Origin of the sequence: Nocardioides guangzhouensis, from assembly GCF_004519545.1 — a bacterium.
Taxonomy (GTDB): Bacteria; Actinomycetota; Actinomycetes; order Propionibacteriales; family Nocardioidaceae; genus Nocardioides; species Nocardioides guangzhouensis.
The window spans coordinates 77244-91567 of the sequence record NZ_SDKM01000021.1 but is presented as its reverse complement, the minus strand read 5'-3'; the positions used below and the strand labels follow the sequence as shown (position 1 = coordinate 91567).

14 protein-coding genes are annotated in these 14324 nt (G+C 72.8%); 11 read left to right on the top strand and 3 right to left on the bottom strand.

Annotation, left to right across the window (positions count from 1 at the left end):
- Positions 1-123: 123 nt before the first annotated feature.
- Positions 124-1416: an NDMA-dependent methanol dehydrogenase gene (gene mdo / locus EKO23_RS15010; RefSeq protein WP_134718674.1), complete on the bottom strand. Its 1293-nt coding sequence runs from the start codon at positions 1414-1416 to the stop codon at positions 124-126.
- 229 nt (positions 1417-1645) lie between these two features.
- Between mdo and mftA the strand changes: the two genes are divergently transcribed.
- The 11 genes from mftA to EKO23_RS14955 all read left to right on the top strand — a co-directional run bounded on the left by mftA (position 1646) and on the right by EKO23_RS14955 (position 11996).
- Positions 1646-1753, top strand: coding sequence for a mycofactocin precursor MftA (gene mftA / locus EKO23_RS15005; RefSeq protein WP_134718672.1), 108 nt, complete (start codon positions 1646-1648; stop codon positions 1751-1753).
- The gene (gene mftB / locus EKO23_RS15000) at positions 1753-2013 is read left to right on the top strand and encodes a mycofactocin biosynthesis chaperone MftB (protein WP_134718670.1); all 261 of its coding nucleotides are present in this window, start codon (positions 1753-1755) and stop codon (positions 2011-2013) included. The genes mftA and mftB overlap by 1 nt, the downstream gene beginning before the upstream one ends.
- On the top strand, positions 2014-3282 hold the full coding sequence (gene mftC, locus EKO23_RS14995) for a mycofactocin radical SAM maturase (protein WP_134718668.1): 1269 nt from the start codon (positions 2014-2016) through the stop codon (positions 3280-3282). It begins immediately after the preceding gene.
- 7 nt (positions 3283-3289) lie between these two features.
- Complete coding sequence (mftE, locus tag EKO23_RS14990; RefSeq protein ID WP_134718666.1) at positions 3290-4054, top strand: mycofactocin biosynthesis peptidyl-dipeptidase MftE; 765 nt, start codon at positions 3290-3292, stop codon at positions 4052-4054.
- The gene (gene mftF / locus EKO23_RS14985) at positions 4051-5619 is read left to right on the top strand and encodes a mycofactocin biosynthesis glycosyltransferase MftF (RefSeq protein WP_134718664.1); all 1569 of its coding nucleotides are present in this window, start codon (positions 4051-4053) and stop codon (positions 5617-5619) included. Before mftE ends, mftF begins: the two co-directional genes overlap by 4 nt.
- Before the next feature lie 117 nt (positions 5620-5736).
- Positions 5737-6510 carry an ABC transporter ATP-binding protein gene (locus EKO23_RS14980; protein ID WP_134718662.1) on the top strand — a complete coding sequence of 258 codons (774 nt, stop codon included), beginning with the start codon at positions 5737-5739 and terminating at the stop codon, positions 6508-6510.
- Positions 6511-6514: 4 nt separating this feature from the next.
- The gene (locus EKO23_RS14975; RefSeq protein WP_134718660.1) at positions 6515-9061 is read left to right on the top strand and encodes an ABC transporter permease; all 2547 of its coding nucleotides are present in this window, start codon (positions 6515-6517) and stop codon (positions 9059-9061) included.
- A 123-nt stretch (positions 9062-9184) separates the two neighbouring features.
- The gene (locus tag EKO23_RS26500) at positions 9185-9907 is read left to right on the top strand and encodes a GntR family transcriptional regulator (protein WP_281280943.1); all 723 of its coding nucleotides are present in this window, start codon (positions 9185-9187) and stop codon (positions 9905-9907) included.
- Between the two features lie 106 nt (positions 9908-10013).
- Positions 10014-10688 carry a copper homeostasis protein CutC gene (locus EKO23_RS14965; RefSeq protein ID WP_134718658.1) on the top strand — a complete coding sequence of 225 codons (675 nt, stop codon included), beginning with the start codon at positions 10014-10016 and terminating at the stop codon, positions 10686-10688.
- A 1-nt stretch (position 10689) separates the two neighbouring features.
- Positions 10690-11520, top strand: coding sequence for a hypothetical protein (locus EKO23_RS14960; protein WP_134718656.1), 831 nt, complete (start codon positions 10690-10692; stop codon positions 11518-11520).
- Positions 11517-11996 (top strand): hypothetical protein, encoded by a 480-nt coding sequence (locus EKO23_RS14955; RefSeq protein ID WP_134718654.1) that lies wholly within the window; start codon positions 11517-11519, stop codon positions 11994-11996. Before EKO23_RS14960 ends, EKO23_RS14955 begins: the two co-directional genes overlap by 4 nt.
- Before the next feature lie 102 nt (positions 11997-12098).
- Here the strand turns inward: EKO23_RS14955 and EKO23_RS14950 are convergent, their stop codons facing one another.
- Positions 12099-13739 (bottom strand): DNA repair helicase XPB, encoded by a 1641-nt coding sequence (locus EKO23_RS14950; protein WP_134718652.1) that lies wholly within the window; start codon positions 13737-13739, stop codon positions 12099-12101.
- Between the two features lie 49 nt (positions 13740-13788).
- A complete protein-coding gene (locus EKO23_RS14945) occupies positions 13789-14319 on the bottom strand; it encodes a CGNR zinc finger domain-containing protein (RefSeq protein ID WP_134718650.1) in 531 nt (176 codons plus the stop codon).
- Positions 14320-14324: the final 5 nt, after the last annotated feature.

Here is a 14324-nt window from a genome sequence, read left to right as displayed (position 1 = left end):
AGGAGCGAGCGCCGGCGAGCGTCTCGAAGCCACTCGCCGTGGCGGTCTCGAGACGCCTCGGCCAGGGGCTCGGCTCCTCGACCACCGAGGTGGCTCGGCTCCTCGACCACGGGGGGGTGGCGGTCAGGAGAGCAGGTCGTCCAGGTCGCCGGTCATGCTGTGCTCGACCACGGGACGCACGGTCTCGAACGTGCACTCCTTGGCGTTGCCGGGCGTGCAGGCGTCACCCAGCACGTGGTGGGTGATCCGGTCGACGTCGGCGGCGTCGGCGGTGATCTCCTTCGACTTCTCGTAGAACGCGGTCGGGCCCTGGCCCAGCCGGTTCTTCGAGTAGCTGTCCTGCGTGACGTCGGCGAACCGCTCGGTGATGCCGACGTCGCGGAGCAGCCGGATCGACGCGGCCAGCGCCGCCTCGGCCGCCTGCACGTCGGTCATGCCGTGGGTGTCGATGTCCATCGCCCGCGCGATGTCGGCGAACCGCTTGTACTGCGTGGGCAGGTTGAACGCCCACACCCGCGGCAGCGCGATCGCGTTGTTGAGACCGTGGTGGGTGTCGTAGAACGCCGACACCGCGTGCGAGATCGAGTGGATGATCCCGAGGCCGCCGGAGTTGAACGCCTGGGCCGCGATGTACTGCGCGTACATCATCCCCTCGCGGCCGGCCAGGTCCTGCCCGTTCCACACCGCCTGTCGCAGGTGCTGGTTGGTCAGCTTGATCGCGTGCAGCGCGTTGCCCAGCGACGGCTGGAAGTTGATCCGCGACACGTAGGGCTCGCTGGCATGCGCGAGCACGTCGAAGCCGCACTGTGCGGTGTAGTCGACCGGGCAGTCGTAGTAGAGCACCGGGTCGTCGATGGCCAGCGAGGTCACCGAGGCGTCGTCGAACGCGACGTACTTGTGCGGGTTGTCCGGGTCGGTCGTGGTGTCGGTGATGACGTAGGCCCACGACGTCTCCGAGCCGGTGCCGGCGGTGGTGGAGACCGCGATGTGCGGCGGGTTCTTCGGGTTCTCGGACATGTTGAAGCCCTCGAACTCGTTGACGTTGCGCCCGTCGTGTGCGACCGAGACCCGGGCCCCCTTGCAGGCGTCGTGGGACGAGCCGCCGCCGATCGAGACGAACGAGTCGCACTCGTTCTCCTGGTACAGCGCCACGGCGTCCATGACGTTGTAGTCCTTCGGGTTGGACTCGACCTTGTCGTACACGACGACCTCGAGGCCGTGGTACTTCATCGACTCCACGATCTTGTGGACGATGTCGGTGCCGCGCAGACCCGACGTCATCACGAGGGTCTTCCGGAAGCCCAGCTTCAGGGCCTCGGGGCCGATCATCTCGTGGGCACCCGGGCCCATGAGTGCCCGCGGGAACGGGTGGAACTCCTTGATCGGGAACGGCTTGAGCAGCTCGTCGACTTGCATCACTGACCTCCTGGGGCCTGCTGGGGTTGGTGCTCCCTTCGGACGCTAGGAGCGCCGGGACGCCGCGCACAGGCGAGGATCCGGAAACGGACCGGCGGGGGAGGGGGCGACCTGCCCGATCGGGTGGGGCAGGGCGACCGGCCAGCGGGCGCGACGGCGGCGGCCGGGTTCCTAGCGTGGGAGGGGACGGGACCGGACGGGTCCCGCAGACCCTCGCAGGAGGCCCGTGATGACCGACCAGACCCCGCCCGAGACCCCCGAGCAGGAGACCAGCGAGGTCCTCGCCGACCAGCTGGTCGAGGAGGTCTCGATCGACGGCATGTGTGGCGTGTACTGATGCAGGAGCGTGAGGCCTGGCGGCTGAGCGGCTCGGTGGCCCTGCGCCCGGAGCCGTTCGGCGCGCTGGCCTACGACTTCCACACCCGCCGGTTGAGCTTCCTCAAGACGCCCCGGCTCGTGGACGTCGTACGGCGCCTCGGGGACAGCAACGATGTCGGCACCGCACTGACCGCGGCCGAGGTGCCCGACGCCGAGCGGCCGTCGTACCTCGCCGCCCTGACCACCCTCGCCTCCGGCGGCCTCCTCGAGGAGCGCTAGATGACCCTGGTCCCCGCCCGCCCCGCAACGCGCCCCGAGCGGCCGAGCACCGGCCCGCTCATCGACCAGTTCGAGTTCGGCCTCGACGCCCCGATCTGCCTGACCTGGGAGCTCACCTACGCCTGTAACCTGGCCTGCGTTCACTGCCTCTCGTCGTCCGGCCGGCGCGACCCGCGCGAGCTGACCACCGAGGAGTGCAAGGCGCTCATCGACGAGTTCGAGCGGATGCAGATCTTCTACGTCAACATCGGCGGCGGCGAGCCGACCGTGCGCCCGGACTTCTGGGAGCTCCTCGACTACGCCGTCGAGCACCACGTCGGCGTGAAGTTCTCCACGAACGGCTTCCGGATCACCCCGGAGCGGGCCGAGCAGCTGGCCGCGACCGACTACGTCGACGTGCAGGTCTCCCTCGACGGCGCGACCCCTGAGGTCAACGACCCGATCCGCGGCCTGGGCACGTACGACGCCGCGATGCGCGCGATGGCGAACCTGCAGGCCGCGGGCATGACCGACTTCAAGCTCTCGGTCGTCTGCACCCGGCACAACATCGGGCAGCTCGACGAGTTCAAGGCGATCGCCGACCGGTACGGCGCGCAGCTGCGGCTGACCCGGCTCCGCCCGTCGGGCCGCGGGGCCGACGTGTGGCAGGACCTGCACCCGCTGCCGGAGCAGCAGCGCGAGCTCTACGACTGGCTGGTCGCCAACGGCGACCGCGTGCTCACCGGCGACTCCTTCTTCCACCTCTCGGCGTACGGCGAGGCCTTGCCGGGCCTCAACCTGTGCGGCGCCGGGCGGGTGGTCTGCCTGGTCGACCCGGTCGGGGACGTCTACGCCTGCCCGTTCGCGATCCACGACCAGTTCCTGGCCGGCAACGTCCGCTCGCCCGGCGGCTTCGACGAGGTCTGGAAGCACTCGGCGCTGTTCGAGGACCTGCGCTCGCCGCAGACCGGCGGCGCCTGCACGCAGTGCTCGGCCTTCGACGCCTGCCGGGGCGGCTGCATGGCCGCGAAGTTCTTCACCGGCCTGCCGCTCGACGGCCCGGACCCGGAGTGCGTGAAGGGCAACAGCGCTGCCGCGCTGGCCGGCGAGCGGGTGCTCCCCGGCTCCTCGCAGGACCACTCGCACGCCGGCCCGGTCCGCAACCAGCCTGTGCCGCTGACCCTGCTCACCCGACGTCCCGACCAGCCCGTCGCCCGACCCGTCAGCGCCTGCGACGCCAGCCCGGTCGCGGGCCTGTCCGCCGGCCCGTCCGCCGACCGGCCCGGCTGAGCCCGCGATGACCGGCCCGACCCCGCCCGCCGCGCAGCTGTCCCTCGCCCAGCTGCGCTGGCCGACGCTGGAGCCGCGGGACGGGAACGGGACGCCGCTGGTGCTGGTGCCGGTCGGCTCGCTCGAGCAGCACGGCCCGCACCTGCCGCTGGGCACGGACACGATGATCGCGTCGGCGGTCACCCGCGCGGTCGCCGACCAGCTGCACGCCGCCGGCCGGCCGGTGGTGGTCGCCCCCGCGCTGTCGTACGGCGCCTCCGGCGAGCACGAGGACTTCCCCGGCACCATCTCGATCGGGCACGACGTGCTGCTCCTGCTGCTGGTGGAGTACGCCCGGTCCGCCTGCCGGTGGGCCGAGGGCGTGATCTTCGTCAACGGCCACGGCGGCCACGTCGGCACCGTCGCACGGGCGGTCGAGCAGCTCCGCGACGAGGGGCAGGGCGTCGCCTGGACCGCCTGCGCGGTGCCCGGCGGCGACGCGCACGCCGGCCGGACCGAGACCTCGGTGATGCGCTGCATCGCGCCCTGGGCGGTGCAGGTCGAGCTGGCCGCGGCCGGCGCCACCGAGCCGGTGGTGGACCTGATGCCGCGGCTCCGGCTCGAGGGCGTGCGCGCGGTCTCGCCGAACGGCGTGCTCGGCGACGCCACCACCAGCAGCGTGGAGGAGGGGCGCGAGGTGTTCGCCGCGATCGTGGCCCGGGTGGCCCGCGAGCTGTTCGCCATCGACGTCGACCCGCACGGCCGGCTGCGCGAGGCGGTCCCGCAGCCATGACCACGGGACCGCTGCCGGCCGCGCCGGCCGACCCGCGGCTCCCGGCCGGCTTCACGGCCGCGCTGTCTCCCCGTACCCACGTCTGCGACGACGGGCGCACCCTGGTCGGCGGCACCGCGGGCGGCGTCCTGCACCTGCGGCCCGCCGCCCGGCCGCTGCTGGTCGACGACAAGGTCGTCGCCGACACCCCGGCCGGCGCGGCGCTGGCCCGGCGGCTGCTCGACACCGGGTTCGCCGACCCCTGGTGGTCGCCGGAGGAGCCGGCCACCCCCCTCGCCGACGTCACGGTCGTGGTCCCGATCCGGGACCGGGCCGACCAGCTCGACGCGCTGCTCGCTGCCCTGCCGCCGTACGTGCCGGTGGTGGTGGTCGACGACGCCTCCATCGACCCTGCCGCGGTGGCCGGGGTCGCCGGGCGGCACGGCGCCCGGCTGGTGGTGCACGAGGTCAACCGGGGCCCCGCCGCCGCTCGCAACACCGGGCTGCGCGCGGCCGCGTCGCCGTACGTCGCGTTCGTGGACTCCGACGTGGTCCCCGAGCCGGGCTGGCTGGAGAGGCTCCGCCGGCACTTCGACGACCCGGCGGTGGCCGTGGTCGCACCGCGGGTGCTCGGGCTGCCCGCGCACGACGGCGACACCTGGCTCGACCGCTACGAGCAGGCCCGGTCCTCGCTCGACCTCGGGCCCGCGCCTGCCGTCGTACGCCGGCACGGCGTCGTCGCGTACCTCCCCAGCGCCTGCCTGGTCGGGCGGGCGTCGGCGCTGGGTGCCGGGTTCGACGAGGAGATGCGGGTCGCCGAGGACGTCGACCTCGTGTGGCGGCTGGCCGACGCCGGCTGGACGGTGCGCTACGACCCGGCGTCCGTGGTCCGGCACCGGCACCGCACGCGGCTGGGGGCGTGGCTGGTCCGCAAGGCGTTCTACGGCACCGGCGCCGCCGACCTCGCCGCCCGGCACGGCGACGCGGCCGCGCCGATGGTGCTGGCGCCCTGGTCGGCCGCGCTCACGCTCGCCGCCCTGGCCCAGCGCCGCTGGTCGCTGCCGGCCGCGGCCGCGATCCTGGCCGCCACCACGCTCGGGCTGTCCCGCCGCCTCGACCGCAGCGACCACCCGGTGCGCGCCGCTGCGGCCCTCACCGCCGGGGGCGCGGTCGGCACCGCCCACCAGGCCGCCGGCGCCCTCACCCGGCACTACTGGCCGGTGGCCGCGCTCGCCTGCCTGCGCTCGTCCCGCGCCCGGCGGGCGGTGCTCGTCGCCGCGGTCGCCGAGGGGCTGCTGGACCGGCGACGGACCGGGCCGGACCTCGACCCGGTGCGCTACGTGCTGGCCCGCCGGCTCGACGACCTCGGCTACGGCACCGGCCTCTGGTGGGGCGCCGTACGTCGACGCTCGCCGGCCGCGCTCCTCCCGCACTGGCNTGCTGGCCCGCCGGCTCGACGACCTCGGCTACGGCACCGGCCTCTGGTGGGGCGCCGTACGTCGACGCTCGCCGGCCGCGCTCCTCCCGCACTGGCGCCGCTGACCCGGCACATCTTGTGCCGACTCACCACGGGTTTGGCTCGGTGACCCGGCACAAGATGTGCCGGCTCGGCGTGGGACCGGGGCTGGACCAGGGGTGGGACAGGGTCACAGGAGGGTCAAATCCCGTGCCCGGCCACGGCGCCGATCACTAGGTTGGACGCCATGACCACCAACGGGACGGGAGCGCCTGCGGCGCGCGTGGCCAACCTCACCAAGACCTACGGCACGGGTGACGCACTCGTCACCGCGCTCGACGACGTGACCCTCGACCTCGCCAACGGCGAGTTCACCGCGGTGATGGGACCCTCCGGGTCCGGCAAGTCCACCCTCATGCACTGCTGCGCGGCGCTCGACACCGCCGACAGCGGCCAGGTGTACGTCGGGGAGCACGAGCTGTCCGGGATGAAGGACAAGCAGCTCACCCAGCTCCGCCGCGACGAGATCGGGTTCATCTTCCAGTCCTTCAACCTGGTGCCCACGCTGACCGCCGAGGAGAACATCACCCTCCCGCTGGCGATCGCGGGCCGGAAGCCGGAGCAGGAGTGGTACCGCCGGGTCATCGACGCGGTCGACCTCGAGGACCGGCTCACCCACAAGCCCAACCAGCTCTCCGGCGGCCAGCAGCAGCGGGTCGCCGTGGCCCGCGCCCTGGTCAGCCAGCCGCGGATCGTCTTCGCCGACGAGCCCACCGGCAACCTCGACTCGCACTCCGGTGCCGAGGTGCTCACGCTGCTGCGGCGCAGCGTCGACGACTACGGACAGACCATCGTGATGGTCACCCACGACCCGGTGGCCGCGGCGTACGCCGACCGGGTGGTGTTCCTCGCCGACGGCCGCATCGTCGACGACCTGCGGGAGCCCGACCGCGAGTCGGTGATCCAGAAGCTGACCGAGGTCAGCGCCCGGGTCGACCCCGCGCCGCCGACGGAGGTCTGAGCGGATGATCAAGGTCACCTGGCGCAACCTGCTGGCCCGCAAGGTCCGGCTGCTGCTCTCGGCCTTCGCGATCGTGCTCGGCGTCGCGTTCGTGGCCGGCTCGATGATCTTCACCGACGCCATGGGCGGCGCCTTCGACGACATCATCGAGGGCTCGACCGCCGACGTGGAGATCGCCTTCGAGGGCGCCAACGACTTCGACGCCCAGCAGGACAACCGCACCATCCCGGCCGACGTCGTCCCGAAGCTCGAGGCGCTGCCCGAGGTGGAGTCCGTGCACCCGCAGAACGTCCTCCAGTCGGTGTTCGTGATCGGCGAGGACGGCAAGGTGGTCGGCGGCAACGGGCCGCCCGGACTGGCGTTCCAGTACACCGGCGCCACCTCGCTGACCGGCAAGCCGATCCTCACGCTGGTCGACGGCGACCTGCCGGACGCGCCGTACGAGATCGCGCTCGACAAGGACACCATCGAGAAGGGCGGCTTCGACCTCGGCGACAAGGTGCGGCTGGCCACGCCGGGCACCCCTCCCACGATCACCACCACGCTGACCGGCGCTGTCGAGTTCGGCTCCGGCGGCCTCAACGGCGCGACGCTGACGATCTTCGACGAGACGTTCATGCACGACCAGTTCTTCGACGGCAAGGACGTCTACACCTCGATCTCGCTCAACGCGGCCGACGGCGTCTCCCAGCGCGAGCTCGCCGACGCCGCGCAGAAGGTGCTGCCGCCGCACGTGGTCGCCGAGACCGGCGACGACTACGTCGAGGACAACAAGGCCAGCCTCGACGAGATCCTCGGCTTCCTGCAGACCTTCCTGCTGGTCTTCGCCGGTGTCTCCCTGGTCGTGGGCATCTTCCTGATCATCAACACGTTCTCGATCCTCGTCGCGCAGCGCAGCCGCGAGCTCGCCCTGCTGCGCGCACTCGGCGCCTCCCGCCGCCAGATCAACCGGTCCGTGGTCATGGAGGCGCTGGCCGTCGGCTTCGTCGGGTCCACGGTCGGCCTCGGCGTCGGCTACCTGCTGGCGCTCGGGCTGCGCTGGCTGTTCGGCCTGTTCGGGCTCGACCTCAGCCAGGCCGACTTCCCGGTCACCTGGTCCACCATCGCCTGGTCGTACGGCGTGGGGCTGGTCGTGACCGCCATCGCCTCGATCCTGCCCGCGCTGCGCGCCTCCCGGATCCCGCCCATGGCCGCGCTCCGCGACGACGTCGCGCTGCCCGAGGCGACCCTGCGCCGACGCGTCATCGTCGGGATCGTGATGGTCGTGGTCGGCGGCACCCTGATGGCGGTCGGGCTCTCCGTCGCCGACGGCCGGAACAGCCTGATCGCGATCGGGGGCGGCATCCTGCTGATCCTGATCGGCGTCGCCCTGATGAGCGCGGTCCTCGGCGCGCCCGTGCTGCACGTGTTCGGGGCGGTCTACCGCCGGCTGTTCGGCACGGTCGGCTCGCTGGCGGCACAGAACGCGCTGCGCAACCCCCGCCGTACCGCCGCCACCGCCAGCGCGCTGATGATCGGCCTGGCGCTGATGGCGATGATGTCGATCTTCGGCTCGTCGGCCTCGGCCAGCACCGACGCGGCGATCGGCAAGACGCTGACCTCGCAGTTCATCATCTCCAACGTGGTCGGGCAGCCGTTCTCCCCAGACGTCGCCGCCCAGGCGCGGAAGGTCGACGGCGTGGCCTCGGTGACCCAGCTCCGGCAGGCGTTCCCTGAGGTCGACGGCGGCAACGCGTTCGTGGCCGCGGTCGACCCGCGATCGATGGGACTGGCCTTCGCGCTGCCCGTGCAGCAGGGGTCGCTCGCCGACCTCGGGCCCGGCACGGTGGCGATCACGGAGAGCACCTCCGAGAGCAAGGGGTACGACGTCGGGGACACGCTCACCATGACGTTCCAGGGCGGCGACGTGCCCCTGAAGGTGGTCGCGATCTTCCCCGCCGCCCCGGCTGTCCCGGGTGACTACCTGGTCAGCCTGGACACCCTGACCAAGGGCGGCCTGGCGCCCCTGGACTCGATGGTGTTCGTGACCAAGCAGCCCGGGGCCAGCACCGACGCCGTGCGCGCCGAGCTGGAGCGGATCACGAAGGACCTGCCGACGGTCACGGTCAAGGACCCGGAAGGGTACGCCGCCGAGCAGAAGGAGCAGGTCAACACGTTCCTCTACATGATCTACGGCCTGCTCGGGCTGTCGGTGATCATCGCGATCCTCGGCGTCGTCAACACCCTCAGCCTGTCGGTCATCGAGCGCACCCGCGAGGTCGGCCTGCTGCGGGCGGTCGGGCTCGGGAGGCGGCAGCTGCGCACGATGATCCGGCTGGAGTCCGTCGTGGTGGCGGTCTTCGGTGCCCTGCTCGGCATGGTCATGGGCGTGGTGTTCGGCTCCACGATGGTGCTCGCGCTGAAGGACCAGGGCCTGACCGAGCTGTCGATCCCCTGGGCGCTGATGGTGACCTTCCTGGTCGCGGCCGCCGTGACCGGCGTACTCGCGGCGGTGATCCCGGCCCGGCGCGCGGCCCGCCTCGACGTGTTGAAGGCGATTGCCACGGAGTGACGAGGGGCCTAGTGCCAAGGTCCCTGTCGCGCTTGTCAAGTCCTACTAGCGCCACTGGCACCTTCGGGCCATATTGCCTGTCGGGGGGTGGCGGGGCGGTCGCCCGATCCTAGAGTGGGAGCCGTGAGCGAGACCGTCGAGCTGCCACCCCGCAGGCAGCTCAAGCACGTCGCCATCCGGGAGTACCTCAGAGAGCTCCTGGCCGGCGCCCCTCCTGGCACCGCCGCCCCATCCGAGCGGGAGCTCGTACAGCAGTTCGGGGTCGCGCGGATGACCGTCCGGCAGGCCATCGACGCCCTCGTAGCGGAGGGCCTCCTGCACCGCGCCCCGGGCCGTGGCACGTTCGTGGCGCCGCCGCGCGCGGAGGTGGGACGCCTGCTGGGCTACACCGAGGAGATGGCGCGCCGCGGCATGCTCGCGGAGTCGCAGACGCTGGTCGCTCGCCGCGAGAAGGCCGGCCCCGGGATCGCTCGCGCGCTCGAGCTCACCGAGGGCGACCCGGTGCTGCACTGGAAGCGCCTGCGCCGCGCGGACGGCGTGCCCATGTGCATCGAGGACGCCTACCTCTCCGAGATCCTGCTCCCCGGCTTCCTGCAGAGCGGCATGCCGACCAGCCTGTACGCCGCGCTCGAGGAGCGCGGGCTGCGGCCGACGTGGGCCGAGGACTCCGTGTCCGCCGGCGTTGCGACGGAGGAGGAGGCGGGGCTGCTCGAGGTCGACCAGGGCACCCCGGTCCTGCGGGTCGCCCGCCGGGCCCGGGTCGAGGACAAGAGCCTCGAGGTGTCCCGCGCCGTGTTCCGGGCCGACCGGTTCACGCTCTGGGTGCAGTTCGCAGACAAGCCCTGACCCCGCGCCGTACCCCACCGATGGGTCACGAACCGCAGGTTCCCTGCCACGAAACGCTGCGGTCTGGTCCCCGGCCGCACGCCTCCCGCGCCCCTAGCATCGGGCCATGACCCTGCTCGACGTGCGCGTCCACCACGCCCGCGACGTGCCGGGCGCCCAGGAGGGCGGGGCCGGCCGGCTGTGGCTGGCCACCGAGGAAGGCCTCTCGCCCGACCTCCAGGTGGTCTCCTCGGTGCTGCGCGACACCGACCTCCCGGTCCGCGTCACGCTGCGGCTCTCCGACTCCCGCACCACCACCGGCGGCGAGTTCACCCGGCTGGTCGGCCTGGCCGAGGAGTACCTCGCGCTCGGGGCCGAGGGCGTCGCCTTCGGCTTCCTCGACGCCGACACCGAGGTCGACACCGAGACCTGCGCCGCGCTCGCGGAGAAGCTGCCCGGCGTCCCGTGGACCTTCCCCGAGCTGGTCGACGACTGCCTCGAGCCACGTCGGGCCTGGCGCCGGCTGCGCACCCTCCCGGGGCTCGACGCGGTCTGCTCGGCGGGGTCGCCGCGCGGCCTCGCGGTCGGGTACGACGACCTGCTCGCGCTCGCCGAGTCCGACCCCGCGGTCGCCGGGGCCCTCATGCCCGGAGCCGGGCTCCTCGCCGAGCAGGTTCCGTGGCTGGTGCGTGCCGGCGTACGCCAGCTCCACGTCGGCCCGCAGGTCCGGCCCGGCGGCTCCGCGAAGGCGTACGTCGACGCCGGCCTGGTCCGCTCCTGGCGCCTGCTGCTGGGGGGCTGAGGTGAAGCGGACCGTCGGCCACGAGCAGTACTTCACCGAGCCGGACCTGGCCCGCCGTTGCGTCGCGTACGCCGGGTCCCTGCGGCCGCTGACCGACTACGGCCAGGTCGTCGAGCCCTCCGCCGGCGGCGGCGCGTTCCTCGCCCACCTCCCGGCCGACCGCCGGGTCGGGCTGGACGTCGCGCCCGGCCACCCGGAGGTCACCGCCGCCGACTTCATGGCCTGGCGTCCGCCGCCCGGCGCCGGCCCGGTGCTCACCATCGGCAACCCGCCGTTCGGGCAGCGCGGCGCGCTCGCGGTGCGGTTCCTCGCCCACGCGTGCTCGTTCAGCGACACCGTGGCGTTCATCCTCCCGCGCAGCTTCAACAAGTGGACCTTCGCCAACCGGGTGGACCCCTGGTTCGGCCTGGCCGGCTCGTTCGACTGCGACGGGTTCGTCGACGCGGCGGGTCGCCCGGTGAGCGTGCGCACGGTCTTCCAGGTCTGGCAGCGGCTGCCGGAGCCGCGCCGGATCGAGGCGCCGGCGCGCAGCCACCCCGACTTCACGATGCGGCACGCCCACCTGTCCCGGGTCACCGCGGACGAGCTGGCCCGGCTGCGTCGCGACCACGCCTTCACCGTGCCGCAGGTCGGCGCCGACTTCCGCCCGCGCGCCGTCGCGGAGGTGACCCGCGGCAGCCACTGGTTCATCCGGCCGCTGGCCGAGGGTGTCCACGAGCGGTTCGAGCGGCTCGACTTCTCGTTCCTGGCCGGCATGAACACCGCGCACACGAGCCTGTCCCGCAGCGACATCGTGGCCGCGTACGTCGCCACGGGGGCGCCCCGGCCATGAGACGACCGCTGCTGCTCGCACTGCTCGGTCTCGGGGCGATGATGTTCGGCGCGGCGTTCCTGGTCGTCGGCACCCTGGTGCCGGACCGCGCGCTGGACCTCCCGGACTGCGCGAAGGGGGTCGCGGACACCACCTGCCTCGAGACCGTGCCCGGGTCGTTCGAGGTCCAGCCGGGCGTGAACCGGCGGGTGCTGCTTGCGTTCCGCGCCGACGACGGCCGCTCGTCCTCGCGCTCGGTCTCGAGCTCCGACATCGAGAACCTGGACCGCTGGGTGTCCGGCGTGCTGCACGGCGGCTCGCTGGTCGCCGCGGAGACCGGGGGCGGCGAGCGCACCTGGTTCGGCCCACCGTGGTTCCGCACGTGGCGGGTGCTGGCAGTGACCGGGCTGGTCGGCGGCGCGCTCCTGCTGGCGGCCGCGTGGTGGTCGTCCCGGCGCCGGCCCGGAGGCCCTCCGCCGAGGCTCCCGCCCGCCTGAGGCAGGTCTCTCACGTCGGCGCCGACGTGAGAGACGCACCCTAGGACACCTCGAGATCCTGAGGACCTGCCCGCCCGATCCGACCTGCTCGCGACGGCCGTCTCAGGCGGGCAGGTCCTGGGCGTCGACGATCCGGTACGCGTAGCCCTGCTCGGCGAGGAACCGCTGCCGGTTCTGGGCGAACTCCGCGTCGACCGTGTCGCGCGAGACGATCGTGTAGAAGTGCGCGGACTTGCCCTCGGTCTTGGGGCGGAGCAGCCGGCCGAGCCGCTGCGCCTCCTCCTGGCGGGACCCGAACGAGCCGGACACCTGGATCGCGACCTCGGCCGAGGGCAGGTCGATCGAGAAGTTCGCGACCTTCGAGACCACCAGCAGCCCGATCTCTCCGGCCCGGAAGGCGTCGAAGAGCCGCTGCCGCTCCTTGACCGTGGTCTCGCCCTTGATCACGGGCGCGTCGAGGGCCTCGGCGATCTCGTCGAGCTGCTCGATGTACTGCCCGATCACCAGCGTCGGCTGGCTCCGGTGCTGGGCCACCAGCTGCTTGACGACGTCGATCTTGTGGTGCGTGCACGACGCCAGCCGGTAGCGCTCCTCCGGCTCGGCGGTCGCGTAGACCAGGCGCTCGTTCGACGGCAGGGTGACCCGCACCTCCACGCAGTCGGCCGGCGCGATGTAGCCCTGCGACTCGATGTCCTTCCACGGGGCGTCGTACCGCTTGGGTCCGATCAGGCTGAACACGTCGCCCTCACGGCCGTCCTCGCGGACCAGGGTCGCGGTCAGGCCGAGCCGGCGGCGGGCCTGGAGGTCGGCGGTCATCCGGAAGATCGGCGCCGGCAGCAGGTGCACCTCGTCGTAGAGGATCAGCCCCCAGTCGCGGGCGTTGAGCAGCTCGAGGTGCCGGTAGACGCCCTGCCGCTTGGTGGTCATCACCTGGTACGTCGCGATGGTGACCGGGCGGATCTCCTTCACCGAGCCGGAGTACTCGCCGATCTCGTCGGCGGTCAGCGACGTGCGGCGGACCAGCTCGTCCTTCCACTGCCGCGCCGAGACCGTGTTGGTGACCAGGATCAGCGTGGTCGACTGCGCGTGCCCCATCGCGGCCGCGCCGACCAGCGTCTTTCCGGCGCCGCAGGGGAGCACCACCACGCCCGACCCACCGTGCCAGAACGCCTCGGCCGCCTCGTCCTGGTAGGGCCGCAGCGACCACCCGGTCTCGTCGAGCGCGATCGGGTGCGCCTCGCCGTCGACGTACCCGGCGTAGTCCTCGGCCGGCCAGCCGAGCTTGAGCAGCGCCTGCTTGAGGTTGCCCCGCTCGGAGCCGTGCACCACCACGGTGTCGTCGTCGAGCCGCTCGCCGAGCATCCCGGCGACCTTCTTCGCCCGCAGCACCTCCTCGAGCACCGGCCGGTCGTTGCTGACCAGCACCAGCCCGTGGGTCGGGTGCTTCTCCAGCCGGAGCCGGCCGAACCGCGACATGGTCTCGGCGATGTCGACCAGCAGCGCGTGCGGCACCGGGTAGCGCGAGTGCGTCAGCAGGGTGTCGACCACCTGCTCGGCGTCGTGACCGGCGGCGCGCGCGTTCCACAGCCCCAGCGGGGTGAGCCGGTAGGTGTGGATGTGCTCCGGGCTCCGCTCGAGCTCCGCGAACGGCGCGATCGCGCGGCGGCACTCAGCAGCGGCCGGGTGGTCGATCTCGAGCAGCAGCGTCTTGTCGGACTGGACGATCAGCGGGCCGTCGTTCATGCGGCGTCCCCGGCGAGGCGCGAGCGCAGCGAGTGGCGTGCCGGGGTGCTCATGGTGTCGGCACCGGGGCGATGCCGCGCTGGCGGGCGCGGTACGCCGCGACGTTGGCGCGCGACGAGCAGCGGTCGGAGCAGTAGCGCCGCGAACGGTTCGGCGAGGTGTCGACGTACACGTTCGTGCAGGGGGTGGCCGCGCAGACGCCGAGCCGGCCGGGGCCGAGGTCGCAGACCAGGGTGGCCAGGCCGAGCAGCGCCTCACCGATCAGCAGCTCGGCCACCGACGACGCGCTGCTGGCGACGTGCAGGTGCAGGTGGTCGGGGTCGTGGTCGGAGATCATCGGGGTCACCGGGTGCCGCTGCATGAGGTCGTTGAGCCCGCCCACCACGACCGGCACGTCGCCGGCGGCCGCGAACACCTGCCGCAGGTCGTCCTGGAACTCCACCAGCGCGGCGCAGTCGGCCTCGGTGACCTGGTCGAGCAGCCACGGGCGGTTCGCGAGGTGCGCGGTGAGGGCGGGCACGTCCGCGACGTCGGCGTTGAGCAGCGCCGCCGCCGACTCGGCGTACCGGAGGAAGTCCATCCGCA